18 protein-coding genes are annotated in these 21,514 nt (G+C 67.4%); 13 read left to right on the top strand and 5 right to left on the bottom strand.

Annotated features, from left to right (window positions below; translation table 11 throughout):
* The first annotated feature begins 9 nt into the window (after window positions 1-9).
* On the top strand, window positions 10-834 hold the full coding sequence (locus QFZ42_RS27355; protein WP_307703978.1) for a crotonase/enoyl-CoA hydratase family protein: 825 nt from the start codon (window positions 10-12) through the stop codon (window positions 832-834).
* A 30-nt stretch (window positions 835-864) separates the two neighbouring features.
* Entirely contained in the window at window positions 865-2,193 is a 1,329-nt protein-coding gene (locus tag QFZ42_RS27350; RefSeq protein ID WP_307703977.1) for a serine hydrolase domain-containing protein, read from the top strand.
* Between the two features lie 15 nt (window positions 2,194-2,208).
* On the opposite strand, the gene QFZ42_RS27345 is transcribed toward QFZ42_RS27350, so the two are convergent.
* Window positions 2,209-2,979 (bottom strand): type III pantothenate kinase, encoded by a 771-nt coding sequence (locus QFZ42_RS27345; RefSeq protein ID WP_307703976.1) that lies wholly within the window; start codon window positions 2,977-2,979, stop codon window positions 2,209-2,211.
* Window positions 2,980-3,105: 126 nt separating this feature from the next.
* Between QFZ42_RS27345 and lysM the strand changes: the two genes are divergently transcribed.
* Window positions 3,106-3,567 (top strand): peptidoglycan-binding protein LysM, encoded by a 462-nt coding sequence (gene lysM / locus QFZ42_RS27340; protein WP_307703975.1) that lies wholly within the window; start codon window positions 3,106-3,108, stop codon window positions 3,565-3,567.
* 194 nt (window positions 3,568-3,761) lie between these two features.
* Here lysM and QFZ42_RS27335 read toward each other — a convergent pair whose 3' ends face one another.
* A complete protein-coding gene (locus tag QFZ42_RS27335; protein WP_307703974.1) occupies window positions 3,762-4,175 on the bottom strand; it encodes a rhodanese-like domain-containing protein in 414 nt (137 codons plus the stop codon).
* A 217-nt stretch (window positions 4,176-4,392) separates the two neighbouring features.
* On the opposite strand from QFZ42_RS27335, the gene QFZ42_RS27330 reads away from it, so the two are divergent.
* From QFZ42_RS27330 to QFZ42_RS27320, 3 genes are all read left to right on the top strand, one after another.
* The gene (locus tag QFZ42_RS27330) at window positions 4,393-5,502 is read left to right on the top strand and encodes a TRAP transporter substrate-binding protein (protein WP_307703973.1); all 1,110 of its coding nucleotides are present in this window, start codon (window positions 4,393-4,395) and stop codon (window positions 5,500-5,502) included.
* A gap of 74 nt (window positions 5,503-5,576) precedes the next feature.
* A complete protein-coding gene (locus QFZ42_RS27325) occupies window positions 5,577-6,245 on the top strand; it encodes a TRAP transporter small permease subunit (protein WP_307703972.1) in 669 nt (222 codons plus the stop codon).
* A 61-nt stretch (window positions 6,246-6,306) separates the two neighbouring features.
* On the top strand, window positions 6,307-8,241 hold the full coding sequence (locus QFZ42_RS27320; RefSeq protein ID WP_307703971.1) for a TRAP transporter large permease: 1,935 nt from the start codon (window positions 6,307-6,309) through the stop codon (window positions 8,239-8,241).
* Window positions 8,242-8,257: 16 nt separating this feature from the next.
* On the opposite strand, the gene QFZ42_RS27315 is transcribed toward QFZ42_RS27320, so the two are convergent.
* On the bottom strand, window positions 8,258-10,321 hold the full coding sequence (locus QFZ42_RS27315; protein ID WP_307703970.1) for a PEP/pyruvate-binding domain-containing protein: 2,064 nt from the start codon (window positions 10,319-10,321) through the stop codon (window positions 8,258-8,260).
* A gap of 138 nt (window positions 10,322-10,459) precedes the next feature.
* Between QFZ42_RS27315 and QFZ42_RS27310 the strand changes: the two genes are divergently transcribed.
* Both QFZ42_RS27310 and gorA read left to right on the top strand, forming a co-directional pair.
* Complete coding sequence (locus QFZ42_RS27310; protein WP_307703969.1) at window positions 10,460-12,475, top strand: DUF6600 domain-containing protein; 2,016 nt, start codon at window positions 10,460-10,462, stop codon at window positions 12,473-12,475.
* 97 nt (window positions 12,476-12,572) lie between these two features.
* On the top strand, window positions 12,573-13,931 hold the full coding sequence (gene gorA / locus QFZ42_RS27305) for a glutathione-disulfide reductase (protein WP_307703968.1): 1,359 nt from the start codon (window positions 12,573-12,575) through the stop codon (window positions 13,929-13,931).
* Here gorA and QFZ42_RS27300 read toward each other — a convergent pair.
* Window positions 13,928-14,839, bottom strand: coding sequence for a ketopantoate reductase family protein (locus QFZ42_RS27300; RefSeq protein ID WP_307703967.1), 912 nt, complete (start codon window positions 14,837-14,839; stop codon window positions 13,928-13,930). The genes gorA and QFZ42_RS27300 overlap by 4 nt on opposite strands.
* A 107-nt stretch (window positions 14,840-14,946) precedes the next feature.
* On the opposite strand from QFZ42_RS27300, the gene QFZ42_RS27295 reads away from it, so the two are divergent.
* From QFZ42_RS27295 to QFZ42_RS27280, 4 genes are all read left to right on the top strand, one after another.
* Entirely contained in the window at window positions 14,947-15,978 is a 1,032-nt protein-coding gene (locus QFZ42_RS27295; RefSeq protein ID WP_307703966.1) for a hypothetical protein, read from the top strand.
* Window positions 15,979-15,992: 14 nt separating this feature from the next.
* Window positions 15,993-16,880 (top strand): hypothetical protein, encoded by an 888-nt coding sequence (locus QFZ42_RS27290; RefSeq protein ID WP_307703965.1) that lies wholly within the window; start codon window positions 15,993-15,995, stop codon window positions 16,878-16,880.
* A 31-nt stretch (window positions 16,881-16,911) separates the two neighbouring features.
* A complete protein-coding gene (locus QFZ42_RS27285) occupies window positions 16,912-18,429 on the top strand; it encodes an AMP nucleosidase (RefSeq protein WP_307703964.1) in 1,518 nt (505 codons plus the stop codon).
* Between the two features lie 99 nt (window positions 18,430-18,528).
* A complete protein-coding gene (locus tag QFZ42_RS27280) occupies window positions 18,529-19,539 on the top strand; it encodes a Bug family tripartite tricarboxylate transporter substrate binding protein (protein WP_307703963.1) in 1,011 nt (336 codons plus the stop codon).
* A gap of 9 nt (window positions 19,540-19,548) precedes the next feature.
* Here QFZ42_RS27280 and QFZ42_RS27275 read toward each other — a convergent pair whose 3' ends face one another.
* The gene (locus QFZ42_RS27275; protein WP_307703962.1) at window positions 19,549-20,259 is read right to left on the bottom strand and encodes an ArsR/SmtB family transcription factor; all 711 of its coding nucleotides are present in this window, start codon (window positions 20,257-20,259) and stop codon (window positions 19,549-19,551) included.
* 112 nt (window positions 20,260-20,371) lie between these two features.
* Between QFZ42_RS27275 and QFZ42_RS27270 the strand changes: the two genes are divergently transcribed.
* Window positions 20,372-21,514 carry a cytochrome P450 gene (locus QFZ42_RS27270; protein WP_373423416.1) on the top strand — a complete coding sequence of 381 codons (1,143 nt, stop codon included), beginning with the start codon at window positions 20,372-20,374 and terminating at the stop codon, window positions 21,512-21,514.

The raw sequence follows: 21,514 nt of genomic DNA, 5'->3' as shown, positions 1-21,514 counted from the left end.
ACAACCACCATGACCGCCGCCCCCATCACTCCGGCCGCTCCACCGGCCGAAGGCTGCATCGACACGCAGGTCATCGGCCACGTGCTGCTGATCGGCATCAACCGCCCCGCCAAGCGCAACGGCTGGACGCCGCCGATGTTCAAGCAGCTGGCCGAGGCCTACACCCGGCTCGACGACGACCCGGACCTGCGCGTGGGCGTGCTGCATGCCTTCGGCGACCACTTCACGGCGGGCCTGGACCTGCCCGCGGTCACCGAGTACATGAAGCGCGGCGAGAAGGCGATTCCGGCCGGGCTGGTGGAGCCGCACGACTTCGGCCTGCCCGGCTACCGCCGCCGCAGCAAGCCGATGGTGGCGGCGGTGAAAGGCATCTGCTTCACGGTCGGCATCGAACTGATGCTGGGCGCGGACATCGTGGTGGCGGCCGACAACTGCCGCTTCTCGCAGATGGAAGTACAGCGCGGCATCATGGCCACGGGCGGCGCCACGCTGCGCATGGCCGAACGCGCGGGCGTGGGCAATGCGATGCTGCACCTGCTCACGGCCGACGAGTTCGACAGTGCCGAGGCGTACCGCCTGAACTTCGTTCAGAAGGTGGTGCCGGCCGGGCAGGAGCTCGACGCAGCGCTGGCCATTGCGCAGCGCATTGCGGCGCAGGCGCCGCAGGCGGTGGTGGCCACCCGGCTCAACGTGATCAAGGCTGTGGAACACGGGCCGCTCGCGGCGGTGTCGGAATTCATCGAGACGCAGAAGCGCCTGGCGAACAGCGAAGACGCGGCCGAAGGCGTGCGCTCTTTTGTCGAACGCCGCCCCGCGCGTTTCAGCGGTCGTTGATGATCGATTCCAACGGAGCCTTGTAAACCCATGCCCCTCTTCAAACGCACGGCGCTTGCCGCCGCCTTCGCACTCCTTGCCGTGAACACCTCCAACGCACAGACGCCCGCGCCCGCCGCGCCACCCGACCCCGCGGCCACTTCGGTCGAGGCCATGGGCTGGATGAAGGGCTTTCCGCCGCCGCCCGATAAGCTGATCACCTTCGACAACCCGGCCGGCGGCGTGTTTCCGCGCACGCGCTGGAGCTTCTCGCACGCGCGCGAAACGGTGCCCACCGCCAACGTGTGGCGCGGCAGCGGCACGGCCAGCCCGTTGCCGGCGGCGCCGCGCAACGACATCGAGGCCGTCACGTTCAAGCCTCTGGGGAGTACGGGCGAGACCGTGACCTTCGCGCAAATGATCCCGCGCACCTACACCGACGGCATCCTGGTGATGCACCGCGGCCGTGTGGTCTACGAAAAATACTTCGGCGCGCTCACGCCCGAGCGGCCGCACATCGCGATGTCGGTCACCAAGTCCTTCGTCGGCACGCTCGCGGCCATCCTCGCTGACGAGGGCAAGCTCGATCCGTCCGCGCCGGTCACCAAATACCTCCCCGAGCTCAAGGACACGGCCTACGGCGACGCCACGGTGCGCCAGGTCATGGACATGACCATCGGCGTGCGCTATTCCGAAAACTACGCCGATCCGAAGGCCGAGGTCTGGGACTATGCGCGCGCCGGCGGCATGCTGGCCCAAGGCCCGAACTACGCCGGCCCGAAGTCGTTCTACGAATTCCTTGCCACGCTGCAGAAGGAAGGCGCGCATGACGCCGGCTTTGCCTACAAGACGGTGAATGCCGAGGTGCTCGCCTGGATCCTGCGCCGCGCCAGCAACCAGCCGCTCGCCGACCTGCTGAGCGAAAAGATCTGGCGCCGCATCGGCGCCGAACAGGACGCCTACTTCATGGTCGACCGCATCGGCACCGAATCGGGCGGCGGCGGGCTCAACACCGTGCTGCGCGACATCGCGCGCTTCGGCGAGACCATGCGCAACGGCGGCCGGGCACCGAACGGGCAGCAGGCCATTCCCAAGGCGGTGGTCGAAGACATTGCGCGCGGCGGCGATCCCGCCAAGTTCGCCAAGGCCGGCTACGCGCTGCTGCCGGGCTGGTCGTACCGCAACATGTGGTGGGTCACGAACAACCCGCACCGCGCCTACATGGCACGCGGCATCCACGGCCAGAGCATCTATGTCGATCCGAAGGCCGAGATGGTGATCGTGCGCTATGCCGCGCATCCGGTGGCGGGCAATGCGGGGAACGACCCGCTCACGCTGCCGGCGTTCCAGGCGGTGGCCGACGCGCTCATGCGCCCTTGAGCTCTCAGGCTGGCGTCAGCCTCGTGCTTGGGCAATCACAAGAAGCCCGTCCATGATCAGGCTCTCGACGAGCTCGAAGTCCCCGTTCATGACGGGCGCCATCTTCCAGCCCGCGCCACCGGTCATGTAGCAGGCCGGCTCGGCGCCGCAGTGCGAGCGCACGTGCTGCACCATGCGCTCCACGGCACCCGCAATGGCGTAGGTGCCGCCGCTGGTGAGCGCGTCGCTGGTGTTGGTGGGAAATTCGCGCACCTCGCCGGTGGGCACGTGCAGCCCGGCGGTGCCCGACTCCAGCGCGCGCAGCATGATGCCGTGGCCCGGCAGGATCAACCCGCCGAGGAACTTGCCGCTGGCGTCGATCGCTTCCACCGTGACGGCGGTGCCGATCAGCACCACCACCATCGGCCGCGCCGGCCCCGTGCCCAGCATGCGGTGCCGCGCGCCGATCATCGCCACCCAGCGGTCGGCCCCGAGGCGCGTCGGATGGTCGTAGCCGTTGACGATGCCCGCTTCGGCCACGCTCGACACCACCCAGCGCGGCGCGCATTCGAAGCGCTCTTCGATCTGCTCCTCGGCACGGCGGCGCACCGCATCGCCGGCCACCACGCAGCCGAGCATGGAACCGGGCGCGGGCAGGTTGGCCCACGGGCCGTCGGCCAGCCGTTCGATGTGGTCGAGAAACTCCGCCCCGTGCGCCACGAGAGCGGCCCCCGGATGCGCCGCATCGTAGAGAGCCCATTTGAGGCGGGTGTTGCCGATGTCGATCGCAAGGAAGGGGGATGCCATGGGCGGGATTATTGCGACTTTATGCCGCTTACCGCCGCTTGCACTTGCGGCGCGGGACTACGCGCCGCGGTCACGCGCCGCCGTTACAGTCGCGATTCCCCACAACCAAGGCAGAAGGAGTACCCCATGGGCTTGCTGAGTTTCATCAAGGAAGCAGGAGAAAAGCTGTTCGGCGGTTCATCGGCCCAGGCCGCCGAGCCGGACGCCAACACCAAGGCCGCGGCTGCCATCAAGACCTACATCGAGACGCAGAACCTCGGCCTCACAGGGCTGGAAGTGACCTATGCAGCCGCAACGGGCGTGGTCACGCTGGCCGGCCAGGCACCGTCGCAGGAAGCGAGCGAAAAGGCCGGGCTCGCCGCGGGCAACGTGGCCAATGTGACGAGCGTCGACAACAAGCTGGTCGCACCGGCGGCCCCGCCCGCCCAGTACCACGACGTGGTGAAGGGCGATACGCTCTCCGCCATTTCGAAGAAGTACTACGGCGATGCCAACAAGTACAACGCGATCTTCGAAGCCAACAAGCCGATGCTGAGCCACCCGGACAAGATCTACCCGGGGCAGAAGCTGCGCATTCCGGCGCTTTGAGCTGATTCACTCGCCGCTGAAAGGGCCCACTGGAGACGGTGGGCCTTTTGTCTTTTGGCGCTGCTGTTCAGGGCTTGTGCACAGGCCACCGGGTACTCCCCTCCGCGAATGTCCCCCGCCCTTCGGGCTCCTCCTTTATTTCGCTGCACGGAGCACCCGATGCCCTGGGCACCTGGGCACGCTGATGGTGAACCCTAGTTCTGCTTCCAAGGCAACCCGCGCTTGCGCCAGCCGCCGAGCACGCCCCGGTGCCCGTTGTCGTCCGGATTGCCTTCGAACCCCTCCAGAATGTTGTAGGCCTCCAGCCCCAGTTCGGTGGCGCGCCTCGCGGCAGCGATGGAGCGCACGCCGCTGCGGCACAGCAGCACCAGTTTCTTCTTGCCGTCCTCCCCCGCGGCACGGATGCCGCCGTCGAAGGCCGGATTGAGCGCCATGCCCGGCCACTGCTTCCAGGCCAGCGGCACGGCGCCGGGTACGTAGCCGACCCACTCGCGCTCGGCGTCGCTGCGCACGTCGACCAGCACCGCCTCGCCGCTCGCCATCCATTGCGCTGCCTGTTCGGGCGTCACGTCGCCCGCATAGCCCTTTTCCCCAACGGGTTCAGTCATGTCTTTGAATCCTTTCGATAGACAGGGCTGCTTCAGGGAAGCAGCCCTCTGTGGGTTGTCCCGGAGCCCCGCCGGATGGTGGAATTTTTCACCAGTTCGTGAAAACCCTGTTTGTCGCATATTCCAGCGCGCCAAAGATGCGGATGGGCCTGCCGAACATAACGCCAAGAAGGCGGGCAGGGTTTCTTCAGTCAGAACTTGTATGGAGAGAGACAACATGACAGAGAGCAAATCACCCCGCCGCCGCAGCCTTCTCAAGGGCGCGGCCGTGGCTGCGGGCGCCATGTCGGCGCCCATGGTCAGCATGGCCCAGACCACTTCGCTGCGCTTCCAGAGCACCTGGCCGGCCAAGGACATCTTCCACGAGTACGCCAGCGACTTCGCCAAAAAAGTCAACGACATGGCCGGCGGCCGCCTCAAGATCGAAGTGCTGCCCTCCGGCGCCGTGGTCCCCGCGTTCCAGCTGCTGGAGGCGGTGAACAAGGGCACGCTCGACGGCGGCCACGGCGTGGTGGCCTACCACTACGGCAAGAACTCGGCGCTCGCGCTGTGGGGGTCGGGCCCTGGCTTCGGCATGGACGCCAACACCGTGCTGGCCTGGCACAACTACGGTGGCGGCAAGGTGCTGCTCGATGAAATCTACAAGAGCCTGAACATGGAGGTGGTGTCGTACCTCTACGGCCCGATGCCGACGCAGCCGCTCGGCTGGTTCAAGAAGCCGATCGCCAAGGTCGAGGACATGAAGGGGCTCAAGTTCCGCACCGTGGGGCTGGCCGTGGACATGTTCACCGAGATGGGCACGGCCGTGAACCCGCTGCCCGGCGGCGAGATCGTGCCCGCGCTCGACCGCGGGCTGATCGATGCAGCCGAGTTCAACAACGCATCGAGCGACCGCACGCTCGGCTTCCCCGACGTGGTGAAGAACTGCATGCTGCAGAGCTTTCACCAGTCGGGCGAGCAGTTCGAGGTGCTGTTCAACAAGGGCAAGTACAGCGCGCTGTCGCAAGAGCTGCGCTCGATCATCGACTACGCCGTGCAGGCCGCGAGCGCCGACATGAGTTGGAAGGCGGTGCAGCGCAACTCGCAGGACTATGCCGACATGAAGAAAGCCGGCATCAAGTTCTACAAGACGCCCGATGCGGTGCTGCGCGCGCAGCTCGCTGCATGGGACAAGACGGTGGAGAAGAAGGCCGGAGAGAACCCGCTGTTCAAGAAGGTGCTCGACTCGCAGCGCGTGTTCGCCGAGCGTGCGCTGCAGTGGCAGAACGACTACGGCGTCGATTTCAAGATGGCCTACAACCACTACTTCGGCAAGAAGAAGAGCTGACCCTTCAGGGGGCAACACCGTGGCCCGGCAAAGCCGGTCCGCGGCGTTCCACGAACGGGCCCACCTAGAACGTCATGACCATTCAACGCTTCCTCCACGCCGTCGACCGGTTCAGCATGGTCGTGGGCAAGACCTTCTCTTGGCTCATCGTGGCACTGATGCTGCTGGTGTGCGGCGAGGTCTTCAAGCGCTATGCGCTCAATGCGCCCACCGCCTGGATCTTCGATGCCAACAACATGCTCTACGGCACGCTCTTCATGATGGGCGGCGCCTACACACTGTCGCAGGCCGGCCATGTGCGCGGCGACTTCTTCTACGGCAGCATGAAGCCGCGCACGCAGGCCGCGCTCGACCTCGTGCTGTTCGCCATCTTCTTTCTGCCGGGCGTGGTGGCGCTCACCTGGTCGGGCTGGACCTACTTCGGTGAATCGCTCGCGATGCGCGAGCAGACCTTCAATGCCGACCCGATCCCGGTGTACCCCTTCAAGTTCGTGATCCCAGTGGCCGGCGCCGTGCTGCTGGTGCAGGGCATCGCGGAGATGGTGCGCTGCGCGCTGTGCCTGAAAACCGGTGCATGGACGCCGCGCCTGAAGGACGCGGAAGAAATGGACGTGGTCGGAGACCAGCTCGCCGGCAGCAGCTATGTCGACGAAGCCGACAAGCGCGAGGTGATCGACAAGGCCAAGTCCATCGAGCAGGCCGCGCAGCAGCGCAAGAGCGACACGACCGGGGGTGCCGCATGAGCGCCGCGCCGGGCCGCCCCAAGCAAGCTCGCATCGCAGTGCGAAGCACGGAGGTTTCGGAATGAGCGAACCGGCACTCGGCATGCTGATGCTCGGCCTGATCGTGGTCGTGATCATGCTCGGCTTTCCCACCGCCTTCACGCTGATGGGCCTGGGCATGTTCTTCGGCTTCATCGCCTTCTACGATCCCGCCTCGCCCTGGCTCGACAACAAGGTCTTCGACCTGATGGTGCAGCGCGCCTTCGGGGCCATGACCAACGAGACGCTGCTGTCCATCCCGCTTTTCGTGTTGATGGGCTACGTGATGGAGCGCGGCGCACTGGTCGACAAGATGTTCCACAGCGTGCAGCTCGCGTTCCGCCGCGTGCCGGGATCGCTCGCGGTCACCACGCTGATCGTCTGCACTTTCTGGGGCATCGCGAGCGGCCTGGTCGGCGCGGTGGTGGTGCTGATGGGCGTCATTGCGATGCGGCCGATGCTCAATGCCGGCTACGACACGCGCCTTGCGGCCGGCGTCATCACCGCCGGCGGTACGCTCGGCATCCTGATTCCGCCGTCGGTGATGATCATCGTCTACGCGGCCGTGGCCGGGCAGTCGGTCGTCAAGCTCTATGCGGCGGCGATGTTCCCCGGCTTCTTCCTCGCTTTTCTGTACTTGGTCTACGTGATCGGCTGGGCCATGCTGCAGCCGAAGGTGGCTCCCAAGCTGCCACCCGACCAGCAGCGCGCGCCGGTCTCGGCCTGGGTTGCGCACCTCGCGGCCAGCTATTCGCCGCGCCTGCTGCCGGCACTCGCCGCGGCCGTGGCGTCGCCGGCGCGCGCGCTGCGCGGCACGGCCGAGGGCGTGCGCATCACGTGGTGGATGCTGCTGCGCGGGCTGCTGAGCGCGCTGGTGCCGGTGGCGCTCGCGGCCGCGACGCTGGGCTCTGTCTGGTGGTACGTGACGATCTATTCCCAGAAGGACAACAACGCACCGGCCGTGCAGCAGCAGTCGGCGCAAAAAGCCGAAGGCACCGCAGCGGCCGCGGCATTGCCCGAAGCCTCCGGCACCGGACTGGCCGAGCCGCCGACATCGGAACCGCCGGCGGAACCCGCATCGGAAGGCGGCCTGCAGGAGCCGGCCGGCGGCGTCGAAGAGCCGCCCGGCAGCGAAACCGCTGCGGCCCCATCGAACGCCGAGGGCGGCTTGCAACAGCTCGGCGAAGCCGTAGATGCGCCGAAGACCGCGGCAGTGCCCGAAGCCTTTTACACGGGCTTCCTGCTTGCCAGCCTCTTCACGCTCGCGCTGCTCGCCTGGTACTACTGGCGCATGGATGCGGAGCAGTTCGAGATCCTGCGCATGCTCGTGTCGTCGGTGATGCCGCTCGCCACGCTCACGCTGGTGGTGCTGGGCGTGATTCTGTTCGGCATCACGACCGCCACCGAGTCGGCCGCGGTCGGCGCGGCGGGGGCTTTTCTCATGGCCTGGCAGGCCGGCACGCTCAATTTCAAGAAGACCAAGGAGGCCGTGTTCCTCACGCTCAAGACCACCTCGATGGTCTGCTGGCTGTTCGTGGGTTCGGCGCTCTTTTCGGCGGTGTTCGCGCTGCTCGGCGGCCAACGCATCGTCGAGGAGTGGGTGCTCGGCATGAACCTCAGCCCGCTGCAATTTCTGCTGCTGTCGCAGGCGATCATCTTCGTGCTGGGCTGGCCGCTGGAGTGGACCGAGATCATCGTCATCTTCGTGCCCATCTTCCTGCCGCTGCTCGCGCACTTCCAGATCGATCCGCTGCTGTTCGGCGTGCTGGTGTTCGTCAACCTGCAGGCGGCGTTCCTCTCGCCGCCGGTGGCGATGTCGGCCTTCTATCTGAAAGGCGTATCGCCGCCGCACGTGACGATCAACCAGATCTTCGCGGGGATGATGCCGTACATGCTGATCGTGATCCTGTGCATGGTGTTCATGTACATCTGGCCGGGGTTGACGCTGTGGCTGCCGCAGTATCTTTACGGAGGTTGAGCTCCTTCTCCTCCGCTCAGCGGCGCCGCTCCACGTAGGGACGCGCCTGCAGCAGCACGATGCGGTCGCCCACGGTGGCCCATTCGATGTCCTGGTCGATGCCGCCGAAGGCCCGCTTCACGGCGGCGCCCACGCTTGCAAGACGCAGCACCAGTTCGTCTGTGAGCACGTTGCGGCCCACTTCGACCGGCACTTCCTTCACGCCGCCGTCCTTGTCGAGTTGCAGGGCGGTTTCTTCGGCCGACCGGCTCAGCACCTGGATGGCCTTCGACCAGCTCGAATACATCACCTGCTCCGCCACGCGCTGGCCCTCCACCACGCGGATGCCGATGCCGCGCTTGGCCGAGATGTAGGTCACGTACGGATGGCCGGCATCGAACGGGTCGCGCGTGATCATCACGCCGGCATTGGTCGAATCGATGGCGGTCTGAACGAACACGCCCATCAGCACCGACTCGGCGCCGAAGCCTGCGGCGCTGCGCGCCTCCCAGGCCTCGGGGTTGAAGACCGAGGCCCAGACCTTCTTCACCGCCAACTCGAGCGCGTCGCCCGTCTTGACGTTGGGCACCGTGGTGTAGAGCCCCGCGCCGCTGAAGCCGGGCAGGTCTTCCGAATTGGACGAGCTGCGCACGAACACGCCGCCGCCGCCCAGTTGCGACTGCCATGCGGCGCGCCATGCCGCCGCGGTGGCAGGCTCGACCGGCCATTGGACGATTTCGTCGCGCAGCTGCGCGAGCGCCTTCTGCCGCTGCTGCGGATCGCTCGCGAAACCGGGCTGCCGCTGCATGCGCGCAATGCGGTCCGCCAGGCCGTTCGCGCGCATGAAGCGGTCGTAGTGCGCAAAGGGAATGCAGAAGCCGTCGGGCACCGTGGTGGACGGAACGCGCGCAGCCAGCACGGCGCCGAGGTTGGCAGCCTTGGAACCGCACTGCGCGCTGTGGCGCGCGCGAAGAGACGCAAGTGGCAGCAAGCGGGTTTCGCGCAGGTCGGGCGGAGCGGCTTTCGCACCGCCAGGAATCGCGCCGATGCCCGCGGTGCGCACATTGCGCGGCGGCAGCGCCGCGATCTCGTCGGACGTGAGGCGGCGCACCTGATACCCCGAAGCCGCGACCTTGAGCGCCACCCACTGGCCCGCATGCTCGCGCAGCACGGACGCGGCATCGCGCACGTAGGCATTGGGAATGCCCCAGCCCTTGGCCAGCAGGTTGACGTGCGAAAGCGCGGTCGAGGGCCGCTCGGTCAGCACGCCGGCCACCGGCGGCAGGCTGATCGGCACCTGGCGCAGCACAGCAATGTCGTCGGGCAGCAGCGCGTTCAACCCGTTCGCGCCCGAAGCCTCGTCCACGATGCGCACCCGGCCCGTGGCCGTGCCGAGGTTCATCGGCATGTAGGGCTGCTCGCGGATCAGTGCTTCCTGGCTGACGAAGTCGATGCCTGTTTCCTTTGCGACCCGCTCGTGCAGCGTGGAATTGGTCTTGAACTTGACCGGCGCAAAGAAGCTGGCCTTCACCTGCGCATCGGCCTGCCGCAGCAGCGCAGGGGTGAGCCGGTCGCCCTCCCAGAATTCGTAGGTGAAGCTGCCGATGTTCTGCTGCCAGCTCAGCGTACCGAAAAGAAAGCGGCGGTCCGGCACGAGGTAGTTGCGGTCGATCTCGCGCTTGCCCGCGTGGGGCGCGAGCCCGATGTCGCGCACGAAGCGCACGTGGAGCTGGAAGCGCGGCGTGTCGATGTAATAGGTGCGCAAGGGCTTGGCCCGGCGGTCGACGGCGAACAGCACGTGGGCCAGTTGCATCGGCGTGCCGGCGTCGTACACCCGCGCCAGGGTGTCGAAATCGTCCCGGCTGCGCAGCGCCGGCAGGGATGCGGGCGCCGCCGGATGCGCGGCGGGTGGCATGGCCGCACCCTCGGGCACAGCCTTGTTCTGCTGCTGGTAATAGGAGGGCTTGCGCGCCAGCTGGGCGTCGGCAGGGTTGGCGATGAAACCCGCCACGCCGAACGCGAGCGCTGCGAACCAGCACGATTTGCTATTGTTTCGGTAGCGCACTTCGTTCAATACACCAGTGTTGTTGTCGTTTTTCATGCAGAGTCCCTCATTACAAGCGGTTGCCGAATGTGCGTGCACTTCACCAAGCAGAGGGCATGCGCTGACAGCGGCAGCGGATTCTCGCGCGTTACATGTGCATCGCCTTCGTCCGGCCCCGCGAACCAGAGACAAACCATGAACCGCACCGCCTTTTCCCTTCTTCACCGGCCTCTGCACCGATGGCTGCTCGGCCTCGCGCTGCTGTGCCTCGGCGCGGCGGCCGGCGCACAGCAGCAAGACCCCCCGGGCCGCGTGGCGCGCCTCAACCTCCAGCAAGGCACGGTGAGCTTCGCGCCGGCCGGCGAAGACAGCTGGTACGACGCGCAACCCAACCGACCCATCACCACCGGGGACCGGCTCTGGACCGATCGCAACGCGCGCGCCGAAGTCCACATCGGCTCGGCGGCACTGCGAATGGACGGGCAGACACATGTCGAGTTCTCCGAGCTCGACGACGACACCGTGCGCATCACCGCGAACCAGGGCCACCTGCAATTGCGCGTGCGCGACGATCTTTCGGGCCAACGCGTCGAGGTCGACACCGGCAACCTCGCGGTGGTGATCGACGCACCGGGCGAATACCGCATTGCGGCCGACCCGTCCGCCGGCACCACCTGGGTCGCGGTGGCCTCCGGCCGCGCCACGCTTCATGGCGAAAACGGCCAATCGCAAACACTGGACGCGCGGCAGCAACTCACCGTGTCCGGCCGCGACCTTGCCGCGTTGGGCGGTGCCCCCGCACAGAACGGCAGCTTCGACGCCTGGGTGGCCGAGCGCAACCGCATCGAGGATCAATCCGTTTCGGCGCGCTACGTCTCGCGCGAGGTGGTCGGCTACCAGCAGCTCGACACCTACGGCGACTGGCGGAGCGACCCCAGCTACGGCGACGTCTGGTACCCGCGCAACGTGGACGCCGACTGGGCGCCCTACCGCGACGGCCAGTGGGTGAACATCGCGCCCTGGGGCCTGACCTGGGTCGATGCCGCGCCTTGGGGCTTTGCGCCGTTCCACTACGGCCGCTGGGCCCGCGTGGGCCCGCGCTGGGCCTGGGTGCCGGGGCAGCCCACCGCACGGCCTGTGTATTCGCCCGCGCTGGTCGGCTTTGTGGGCGGCGGCAGTGGCGTGAATGCCACCTTGCAGATCGGCGATGGCCGCAGCGGCGTGGGCTGGTTTCCGCTCGCGCCCGGCGAACAATGGCGGCCCGGCTATAGCGCGAGCCCCCGCTACATCGATCGGGTCAACCGCATGGCCGCCTACCGGAACCGCCAGGCCGAGATGCGCAACGACTTCTACGCCAACCAGCGGATGCCGGGTGCCGTGACCGTGGTGCCGGCCGACCGCTTTGGCCGTGGCCCTTTCGGCCGGCGCGACCTGGTGCGCTTGCCCGATGACCGCTTCGCGCGCGTGCCGGTTGCGCCGGCTCCCGGCATTCCGATGCATGGCTTTGGCGGCGGCTTCGGCCGGCCCGCGGCGATGCAGCCGCCGCCGCAGCTGCGCGCCCGCCAGCAGCAGGAGTTCCAGTACGAGCAGGCGCGGCAAGTCCAGCAGATGCAGCAGGCGCAGAACATCCAGGCGATGCAGCAGCGCGCGGCGCAACAGCAGGCGGCACAGCAACAACAGCAGCAGCAAATGGAATGGCAGCGGCAGCAGGGGCAGCGCCAGCAACAGCAGGAGTGGCAACAACGCGGCGGCCAGGATCAGTGGCAGCAACAACGTCAACTTCAGCAGCAACAGCAACAACAGATGCAGCTTCAGCAGCAACAGGCACTGCGGCAACAGCAGGAGATGCAACAGCGCGCCGCCCAGGCACAAGCCCAGCAGCAACAGCAGCAAGCGCAGATTCAGCAGCAACAGCGCGCGGCACAACAGCAGGCCTTGGCACAGCAGCAGATGCTTCGCCAGCAACAGGAAATGCAGCAACGCGCCGTACAGGCGCAGCAGCAGGCCCAGGCGCAACAGCAAGCCCAGCAGAACGCCATGCGCCAAGCCCAGGAGGCCCAGGTGCGCGCGATGCAGCAGCAACGCGGCTTCGCGCCGCCACCGCCACCGCAGCAGCCCCAGCCCCAAGCCCAACCCCAACCTCAGCCGGGCCAGCGCGGCGGCGACGACCGGCGCAGGCTGATGACCTCGCCGGACTCGCAGCAGCGCTGAACGCCGAGAGCGCGGCAGCACGGCGCAGCCCGCAAGACCCGCGGCAAACGGTGCTCCCCGCCGACGGCTAAAGTCGCCGGCAAGGAGCACCGTTCACATGCGCACATTCGACTTCGACCTTTTCGTCATCGGCGGCGGCAGCGGCGGCGTACGGGCAGCGCGCATGGCGGCGCAGCACGGCGCGCGCGTAGGCCTGGCCGAAGCGGCGGACCTTGGCGGCACCTGCGTCAACGTGGGTTGCATTCCGAAAAAGCTCTACAGCTACGCCGCCGGCTATGCCGAATCGTTCGAGGAAGCCGCAGGCTACGGATGGAAGCTGCCGGAGGCACCGCAGTTCGACTGGGGCCGCCTCAAGACGCAGCGCGCCAAGGAGATCGAGCGGCTCAACGGCGTGTATGCCTCGCTGCTGAAGAATTCGGGCGTCAGGCTGATCACCGGCTGGGCGCAGCTGGTCGACGCCCACACGGTGGAAGTCGACGGCCAGCGCCACACGGCGCGCCACCTGCTCGTTGCCACCGGAGGCACGCCTTTCGTGCCGGAGATTCCGGGGCGCGAGCACATTGCCACCTCGGACGCGATGTTCGACCTGGATCCGTTTCCGAAGCGGCTGCTGGTGGTGGGCGGCGGCTATATCGCCTGCGAGTTCGCATCGATCTTCAACGGCCTGGGGTCCCAGGTGACGCAGCTGCATCGCCGCGCACACCTGCTCACCGGCTTCGACGACGACGTGCGGCAGTTCGTGGCAAACGAAATGGGCAAGGCCGGCATCGACGTGCGGCTCAACGTCGAAGCCGCGTCGATTGCGCGCGGCCCCGGCGGGCTGGTCGTCACCCTGGCTCGCGGCCAGCAGGTCGAGGCCGACACGGTGCTCTTTGCCACCGGCCGGGTGCCGAACACGCAGGGGCTCGGCCTGGAGGCGGCGGGCGTTGCTCTCGACAAGCGCGGCGCGATTGCGGTCGATGCGAACTACCGCAGCTCGGTACCGTCGATCTACGCGGTGGGCGACGTTTCCACCCGCGTGCACCTCACGCCGGTCGCGCTGGCCGAGGCCATGGTGGTGGTCGATGCGTTGTTCGGACAGGGCAAGCGCAAGCTCGACTACGAATACATTCCAACCGCCGTTTTCACCCACCCGAACATCGGCACCTGCGGCTACACCGAGATCGATGCGCGCACCAGATTCGGCAACGTGACGGTGTTCTCGAGCGAGTTCAAGTCGCTGCGCCACACGCTCTCCGGCCGCAGCGAGCGCACCTTCATGAAACTCGTCGTGGAGAAGTCCACCGATCGCGTGGTCGGCCTGCACATGGTGGGCGCCGATGCGGGCGAAATCGTGCAGGGCTTCGCGGTGGCGATGCGCGCGGGCGCGACCAAGGCGCTGTTCGACGGCACCGTGGGCATCCATCCCACGGCGGCCGAAGAATTCGTGACGATGCGCGAACCGATGCCGGGCTAGACAATCGACTTCTGCTGCCGCTTGCCTTCGAGCAGTTTCACCAGCACGAGCAGCACCCGGTTGGCGGGCGTGGGTACGCCAAGCACCTCGCCGCGCCGCACGACGAGCCCGTTGAGATGGTCGATTTCGCTCGGCTTGCCGCGTGCCAGGTCCTGCGCCGTCGATGAATATTGCGAGGGCATCGACTGCGCAATGCCACGCACGGCGGCGTCGGTGTCGCCGGGAATGACGACGCCTTCGGCTTTCGCGACGGCGAGGCATTCGGCGACCACGTCGCGGATGACATCGACCACGCCCTGACCCTTCACCAGCTCGCCATAGGGCAGTTGCGTGATGGCCGACAGCGCGTTGTAGGCGCAGTTCAGAACCAGCTTGGCCCAGAGCGAGCCGCGCACGTTGCCGGAAATTTGCGTGGGCACGCCGGCGGCGGCGAGATGCTGCGCCACCTGTTCGCTGGTACGCGAAGGCGCGATCACCAGTTCGCCTCGGCCGTGGTGCCTCACATGGCCCGGCCCCGCCATCTCGGTGGCCACGTAGACCACGGCAGCGGCCACCTCGTGGCGCGGCAGCACCGAGCGCACGCGCTCGTCGTTGTCGACGCCGTTCTGCAGCGTCAGCACCAGCGCATCGGCCGCAAGATGCGGCTCGATCTCGGCCGCAGCCAGTTCGGTGTCGGTGGACTTCACGCAGAACAGCACCAGGCCGGCGCCCCGCACCGCGCTCGCCTCGGTGCTTGCATCGAGCCTCACATGCGCATCGAAAGCCTGGGTCTCCAGCCGCAGCCCGTTCGCTCGGACGGCCTCCACATGCGACGGCCGGCCGATCAGCACCACCTCGTGGCCGGCGCGCGCCAGCATGGCGCCGTAGTAGCAGCCGACTGCGCCGGCGCCCATCACTGCGACCTTCATTGCTTCACCTTTCGCGGTTGTTCGGAGGAGGCCGTCGAGGTTAATCGGTTCGAGGCCGGGCACAATGCGCGACCCGCAGTTCTCCCAACCCCTCCTGGATTCCTGTCATGAGCGTTTCCGCCCTTCGCCTGCGCGAAAACCTGTCGGTCGCACTCCAGCGCAGCAAGGCGAGCGAGCACCGCACCGAGCAGCTCGGTGCGCCGGCCATCGACGGCGACGACCCGCCGGCGGTCTACGACTACCTGGGCGACATGCAACTGCGCTTCATGTTCATCGCGCCCGACCGCACCCTTGCGGTCGCCAAGCAGTCCGACCTGGAACGACTGAACCTGACGCCCGAGCTCGCCATGACGCAGGTCACCGTGAACACGCGCCGGGCGCGCGGCGCGCCCAAGCAGGGGCTGTTCGGCCTGGGGGTCTACCAGTTCACCGGCAGGGGCGACGCGGACACCGACGCGAGCTACCTGCTGGATCGCGGTTTCTGGCGCACCCAGTTGCAGGCTTTTCCCAAGGGCGTGGTCGTGGCCATACCCCGGCGCGGCAGCCTGTTCTTCGCGGATGCCGGCGACAGCGCCGCAATGGAAGAACTAACGCGCATGGCCGCCCGCCTGCACGATGCGGCCGGCGAACACCGGGTGTCGAGCTTTCTGTACCTCTTCAATACGGGCGGTTGGGACGTGTTGAGTGCGCTGCCGGCGGCGGCGCCGGCCACCGCGTCCGCGACGGGGCTTCAGGACAGGTCCTCCGACAGATCGACCCACCGCCAGTCCTCCCGCGAAGCCGAGAACAACCTCTACGACGAGCGGGAGGAGTCCCTCTCACTCGTCGCCGGCGGCCAGAAGATGCTCATCTACTGCCTCATCGCGAACTTCGTCCTGTCGGCTGCGGCGCGGGAAGGATCGATTCCGCCGCTGATCGCGTCGGCGCTGTACATCGCGGTGGCGGTGGTGAGCCTGTTCGGCATCGTGCGCATCTGCTCGGGGCTGGGCCAGGGCACCTCGGGGAAGATCCTGTTCATGGTGCTGGCCTTCGTGCCTCTGGTGAACCTGGTCGCCCTGCTCTACCTGAGCGCCAGGACCAACCGGTTGCTGCGCGACGCCGGCTGGCGCGTGGGCCTGCTCGGCGCCAAGGCCTCGTGATGAACGGCAACAGCATGTTCGCCATCCCTCCCGGCCAGCAGGCGGGCCTGTGGCTCAGCTATACCGTCGTGCTGCTGCTGTTGCCCGTGTGCGCGGTAATAGCCGGCGTGATCGTGGGTGTGTCCAACCGAGACCAATCGCCCGAGGACGGCAGCCTGGTGCGGCAATTCCTCCTGTTTCTCGCCATCTTCGCGGCCGCGACCTGGGGCATCACCCGCCTGCCGTCGATCCAGTCGCGCATCAACCCCGAGGTCAGGCTCCAGGAACAGCTGCACGCCAACCTCGCATACGAAGCAATCGAAAAGTATTCGCCGAGCGACACGGTCAAGGTGCAGGCGGCGCTGGCCAAGGATGTCGGCAACGGGGTGCGCGTCGCGGACGCCTTCGTGCGCATCCGGCCTTTGTTCGCCACGCTGGTTCGCGAGCGGCTGGGCTTCGCCGACCAGGCCACGGCCGTGATGTGGGCCCACGTCATGGGCGACGTGCTGCAGCAGATGAAGGCGGCCGATCCGCAGAAGTGCCTTCGCACCCTGAACCCGCGCGAGGGCGCGCCGCAACCGCTGTCGGAGCCGGTGCTGAGCGAGGCGAGCAACGCCGCCTTCATGAAGGCGGTGGCGGAGGTCTACGCTTCCGCCTCGGCAGGCATGCGCAACGACGGTACCCGCAAGGATCCGCGCATCGAACTGCAGGCGCTCCAGATGGAATACCGGCTCGTGATGGAGCAGATGAAAGGCGAGTTCGGCGACGACGCTGGCCGTAGCAAGGACCTCCAGTGGCGCGAAGCGCATCCGGCCATGTATTGCGACATGGTGCTGCGCAAGATGCAGCTGATATTGCAGCGCGAGCCGGCCATGGCGGGCACGTTGCTGCGCGAATACCTGCGCGGCGGCGACATCGGCTGATCGGGCGGCACCGGCATTGCACAATGCCGGCATGCCCCACATGCCCACTTTCGTTGCTCCCGCCCGCTTCACCGACGCCACCGCGGCCTTGGAGCAGGTCAAGTCCATCTACCAGGGCGGCCTTTCGCACCTGAGGGAATCGATGCTGCGCTTCGTCGCCGGCGAGGCATTGCCCGGGCGGGTGCGGGCCTGCTACCCCTTCGTGCGGGTGCACACGCACACAGTGTCGCGCCACACGCCGCCGGCCAATGCCGGCCTGAGCTACGGCTTTGTCGCCGGGCCGGGCCGCTACGAGACCACGCTGACGCGGCCCGACCTTTTCTCGCGCTACTACCTCGACCAGTTCCGGCTGCTGCTCGAAAACCACCAGGTCGAGATCGAAGTCGGCACCAGCACGCAGCCGATTCCGATCCATTTCTCGTTTGCCGAAAACGACCACATCGAAGGCACGATGAGCGACGAGCGGCGCGCCCTGATGCGTGACGTGTTCGACCTGCCCGACCTGGGCGTGATGGACGACGGCATTGCCAACGGCACCTACGAAGCACAGGCCGGCGAGGCGCAGCCGCTGTCGCTCTTCACGGCGGCGCGCGTGGACTACTCGCTGCACCGCCTGCGGCACTACACCGGCACCGCGCCCGAGTGGTTCCAGAACTTCGTGCTGTTCACCAACTACCAGTTCTACATCGACGAGTTCGTGCGGCTGGGCCACGAGGCCATGGCCGACGAGAAGAGCGAGTACATCGCCTTCATCGAGCCCGGCAACGTGATCACGCGCCGGCGCGGCCTGCCTGCGGGCGCAAGCACCAACTTTGCCAGCCTGCTCGACGGCAGCCAGGGCACCGCCCCGCCGCGCCTGCCGCAGATGCCGGGCTACCACCTGGTGCGCGAAGACTGCAGCGGCATCAGCATGGTGAATATCGGTGTGGGGCCCGCCAATGCCAAGACCATCACCGACCACATCGCGGTGCTGCGCCCCCATGCCTGGATGATGCTGGGCCACTGCGCGGGCCTGCGCAATGCGCAACAGCTCGGCGACTACGTGCTGGCCCACGCCTATGTGCGCGAGGACCACGTGCTGGACGAGGAGCTGCCGTTGTGGGTGCCGATTCCGGCCCTGTCGGAAATCCAGCTCGCACTGGAAAAAGCGGTGGCCGACGTTACGCGCTATACCGGCCCCGACCTGAAGAAGATCATGCGAACCGGCACCGTGGCGAGCACCGACAACCGCAACTGGGAGCTGCTGCCCGGCAACCAGCCGCAGCGCCGCTTCAGCCAGAGCCGCGCGGTGGCGCTCGACATGGAAAGCGCCACCATCGCCGCCAATGGCTTCCGTTTTCGGGTGCCCTACGGCACGCTGTTGTGCGTGAGCGACAAGCCGCTGCACGGCGAGATCAAGCTGCCGGGCATGGCCAACCACTTCTATCGCGAGCGGGTGGAGCAGCACCTTCGCATCGGCATGCGGGCGATCGACATCCTTCGCGAGCAAGGGTCGACCCGGCTGCACAGCCGCAAGCTCCGAAGCTTCGCGGAGGTCGCTTTTCAGTAATATTTAACACTCATTAGGGTTTTTACCTACGCCGACAGGTAGTTGACAGACTCATTTCGCAGACATCATTGGTTACTTCTGTAAACAAGTGGAAACGAAATGCCCAGTTCGTCGCCTGCGAGCCTGTCTCGCCGCAACTTCAATGCATGGATGGCGAGCGCAGCCGCCATCGCAGGCGCCGGTCAGGCCGCGCTGTGGCCCCGCTCGGCGGGTGCCGCCGAGCCGCAGCTCATTTCGAAGCTGCGCATCGTCATTCCCGCCAACGAAGGCGGCGGCTGGGACCAGACCGGCCGCGCACTCGGCGCGGCGCTGGTCGCCTCGGGTGCGGCGGGCGAGGTGGTCTACGAAAACATCGGCGGCAAGGGCGGCACCATCGGCCTCGCCAAGTACGTCGAGAAATACGATGCCGACCCCGACACGCTGCTGATGAGCGGCATGGTCATGGTGGGCGCGGTGGCACTGCAGAAGCCGCCCGTCACCATGGCGCAGGTCGCGCCCGTGGCGCGCCTCACCAGCGACTACGAAGTGGTGGCGGTCAAGGCCGATTCGCCCATCAAGACGCCCAAGGACCTGATCGCCCAACTGCGCGCCGATGCAGCCAAGACGGTCATCGCCGGCGGTTCGGCGGGCGGCGTCGACCACATGTACGCCGGCATGCTGGCGCGCGTGGCCGGCAATACCGCGGGCCTGGTCTACCAGCCCTACCCGGGCGGCGCGCAAGTGGTCGAGGCACTCGTCACGGGCAAGGCGGTGGCGGGCATCTCGGGCTTCAGCGAATTCAGCGAGAGCCTCGCCAGCGGCAAGCTGCGCGCGATTGGCGTGTCGTCGAAGCGGCCGTTCCTCGGCATTCCGTCGGTGCGCGAGCAGGGTGTGGATGCCGACCTCGCCAACTGGCGCGGCGTGCTCACCGGCAAGAAAGTGCCGGCCGAGCGCAAGGCCGTGCTGCTCGAGGCCGTGCACCGTGCCACCACCGCCGACGTCTGGAACAAGACCATCAAGCGCAACAACTGGGACTCGTTCTGGATGGCCGGCAAGGACTTCGAGAGCTTCCTCGAGCTCGACCTGGCCATGGCCGGGCCGATGATCTATTTGCTGAAGCTCAAGGCCTGACGCCGCGCTTCAGGCGAAGAGCTCCGGCATCTCGCGCAACGCCTTGGGCGTGAGCGCCAGTTCGCGGCTGTCTAGCGCCTGGCGCACCCATCCGCGGCGCAGCGACAGCTGAAGCCACGCCGCGCCGAGCGCACCGCCCAGATGCGGCCGGCGTTCGCTCCAGTCGAGGCATGCGCAGGCAAAGCGCCGCCGCGATCGGCGCACCGCATCGACCTCGACGCCCAGGCTCTCCAACGCCACCGCGCCATCGGGCGTGAGTTCGTACGAGCCACTCTGCAAGCCGCTGAGCCAGCCTTGCGCATGCAAACGGTCGTGCAGCGCAACGCCGGCGGTGCCGGCCATGTGGTCGTAACAGGTGCGTGCGGTGCGCAGCCGGCTCGGCGTGCTCGGCGCGAACGCCGCCGCGCACGGTGCGCCCGCCACCACCATCAGGCTTTCGAGCGCCGCGGCCACGTTGTCGCCGGCCAGGCGGAAGTAGCGGTGCTTGCCCTGCACCAGAAGTTCGACCAGCCGTTCATCCTTCAGCCGCGCCAAGTGCGCGCTCGCGGTGGATGCGGCGACCTCGGCCACCGCGGCCAGTTCGGTCGCCGTGCGCGCGTGCCCGTCCATCAGGCAGCTGAGCATGCGTGCACGTGCCGGCTCGGCAATGGCACCGGCCAGGCGGGCCAGCTGGAAATCCGCGCTCGTCGCGGATGCGGTGGAGGAAGACGTCGTGCGCATGCTGCCATCCTAAGGCGCCGCTGCAACCCACACTTCGCTGACCGACGAAGTGTGCCGGCGGTGGCAATTGCACACTGCGGCCATGAACCCAAGCCTCTCCTCCTCTTCAGACATGCCCGCCGATGCGGTCGCGGCCGTCACGCATGCCAATCCCTATCCTTTCTACGAAAAGCTTCGCGCTGGGGCGCCGCTCGCCTGGGACGAAAAGCTGCGCCTGTGGGTTGCCAGCCGCGCCGACGTCATCGAATCGCTGTTGTTGGCGCATGGCGCGCTGCGGGTACGGCCCGTCGCCGAGCCGGTGCCGCGCGCCATTGCGGGCAGTCCGGCTGGAGAGGTGTTCGGCCATCTGGTGCGAATGAACGACGGCGCGGCGCACACCGCGAACAAACCGGCATTGCAGCGCGCGTTGGCGGGGCTGGATCTTGCCGCAGCGCATTCGGCTGCGCTGCAGGTCGCGCGACGGGTGCCGGAGCAGCCGCTGTCGGACACCTTGTTCGCCATGCCCCTTCGGGCCGTGGCCCACCTGCTCGGCTTCGCGCCCGAGGCGCTGCCCCAAGTCGAAGGGTGGATGCGCGACTTCGTCGCCTGCCTCTCGCCGCTGTCGACCGAGGCGCAATTGCAGCGCGCCAGCAGCGCGGCCGGCGCATTGATGACGCGCTTCGAAGCGCTGGCCGCAAGCGCACCGCCCCCGCATGGAACACTGCTCGCGGCCGTGCTTGCAGAAAACACGTCGGACGCATCGCGTTCGCGCGCCTTGCTCGCCAACCTGGCCGGCCTGCTGTCGCAGACCTGCGATGCGACGGCCGGCCTGTTGGGCAACAGTCTTGCCGCCCTGGCGCGCGAGCCCGGGTTGCGCGAGGCTGCGCGTACACGCGATGGGCTGCACGCCCTCATCGAGGAAACGGCGCGGCACGACCCTTCGGTGCAGAACACCCGACGCTTCGTGGCAGCGCCCGTGACCGTTGCGGGCGTGCCGCTGAAAGCGGGCGATGCGGTGCTGCTGGTGCTGGCTTCGGCCAACCGCGATCCGGCGTTCAACCCCGATCCGAACCGGTTCATGCTGGTTCGCGCACGGCGGCGCATGCTCGGCTTCGGCCATGGGCTGCACGCCTGCCCGGGCCAGGCGCTGGCTTCCACGCTCGCCGCCGCCGGGCTCGAGGCGCTGCTCTCGCGCGGCCTCGGCTTCGATGCGTTGGGCGAGCGCGGCTGGCACTACCGGCCATCGGCCAACGCGCGCATTCCGGTTTTCGATTGA

The organism is Variovorax paradoxus (assembly GCF_030815855.1).
GTDB classification, from domain to species: domain Bacteria; phylum Pseudomonadota; class Gammaproteobacteria; order Burkholderiales; family Burkholderiaceae_C; genus Variovorax; species Variovorax paradoxus_M.
The sequence above is the reverse complement of the archived record's forward strand: the minus strand, read 5'-3'. Positions and strand labels throughout refer to the sequence as shown.

Coding starts and splice junctions, on each gene's coding strand:
- QFZ42_RS27285 (WP_307703964.1), top strand. CDS start 16,912: ATGCCCCACATGCCCACTTTCGTTGCTCCCGCCCGCTTCACCGACGCC.
- QFZ42_RS27320 (WP_307703971.1), top strand. CDS start 6,307: ATGAGCGAACCGGCACTCGGCATGCTGATGCTCGGCCTGATCGTGGTC.
- QFZ42_RS27330 (WP_307703973.1), top strand. CDS start 4,393: ATGACAGAGAGCAAATCACCCCGCCGCCGCAGCCTTCTCAAGGGCGCG.
- QFZ42_RS27270 (WP_373423416.1), top strand. CDS start 20,372: ATGCCCGCCGATGCGGTCGCGGCCGTCACGCATGCCAATCCCTATCCT.
- QFZ42_RS27355 (WP_307703978.1), top strand. CDS start 10: ATGACCGCCGCCCCCATCACTCCGGCCGCTCCACCGGCCGAAGGCTGC.
- QFZ42_RS27295 (WP_307703966.1), top strand. CDS start 14,947: ATGAGCGTTTCCGCCCTTCGCCTGCGCGAAAACCTGTCGGTCGCACTC.
- QFZ42_RS27300 (WP_307703967.1), bottom strand. CDS start 14,839: ATGAAGGTCGCAGTGATGGGCGCCGGCGCAGTCGGCTGCTACTACGGC.
- QFZ42_RS27345 (WP_307703976.1), bottom strand. CDS start 2,979: ATGGCATCCCCCTTCCTTGCGATCGACATCGGCAACACCCGCCTCAAA.
- QFZ42_RS27315 (WP_307703970.1), bottom strand. CDS start 10,321: ATGAAAAACGACAACAACACTGGTGTATTGAACGAAGTGCGCTACCGA.
- gorA (WP_307703968.1), top strand. CDS start 12,573: ATGCGCACATTCGACTTCGACCTTTTCGTCATCGGCGGCGGCAGCGGC.
- QFZ42_RS27290 (WP_307703965.1), top strand. CDS start 15,993: ATGTTCGCCATCCCTCCCGGCCAGCAGGCGGGCCTGTGGCTCAGCTAT.
- QFZ42_RS27350 (WP_307703977.1), top strand. CDS start 865: ATGCCCCTCTTCAAACGCACGGCGCTTGCCGCCGCCTTCGCACTCCTT.
- QFZ42_RS27325 (WP_307703972.1), top strand. CDS start 5,577: ATGACCATTCAACGCTTCCTCCACGCCGTCGACCGGTTCAGCATGGTC.
- lysM (WP_307703975.1), top strand. CDS start 3,106: ATGGGCTTGCTGAGTTTCATCAAGGAAGCAGGAGAAAAGCTGTTCGGC.
- QFZ42_RS27310 (WP_307703969.1), top strand. CDS start 10,460: ATGAACCGCACCGCCTTTTCCCTTCTTCACCGGCCTCTGCACCGATGG.
- QFZ42_RS27275 (WP_307703962.1), bottom strand. CDS start 20,259: ATGCGCACGACGTCTTCCTCCACCGCATCCGCGACGAGCGCGGATTTC.
- QFZ42_RS27280 (WP_307703963.1), top strand. CDS start 18,529: ATGCCCAGTTCGTCGCCTGCGAGCCTGTCTCGCCGCAACTTCAATGCA.
- QFZ42_RS27335 (WP_307703974.1), bottom strand. CDS start 4,175: ATGACTGAACCCGTTGGGGAAAAGGGCTATGCGGGCGACGTGACGCCC.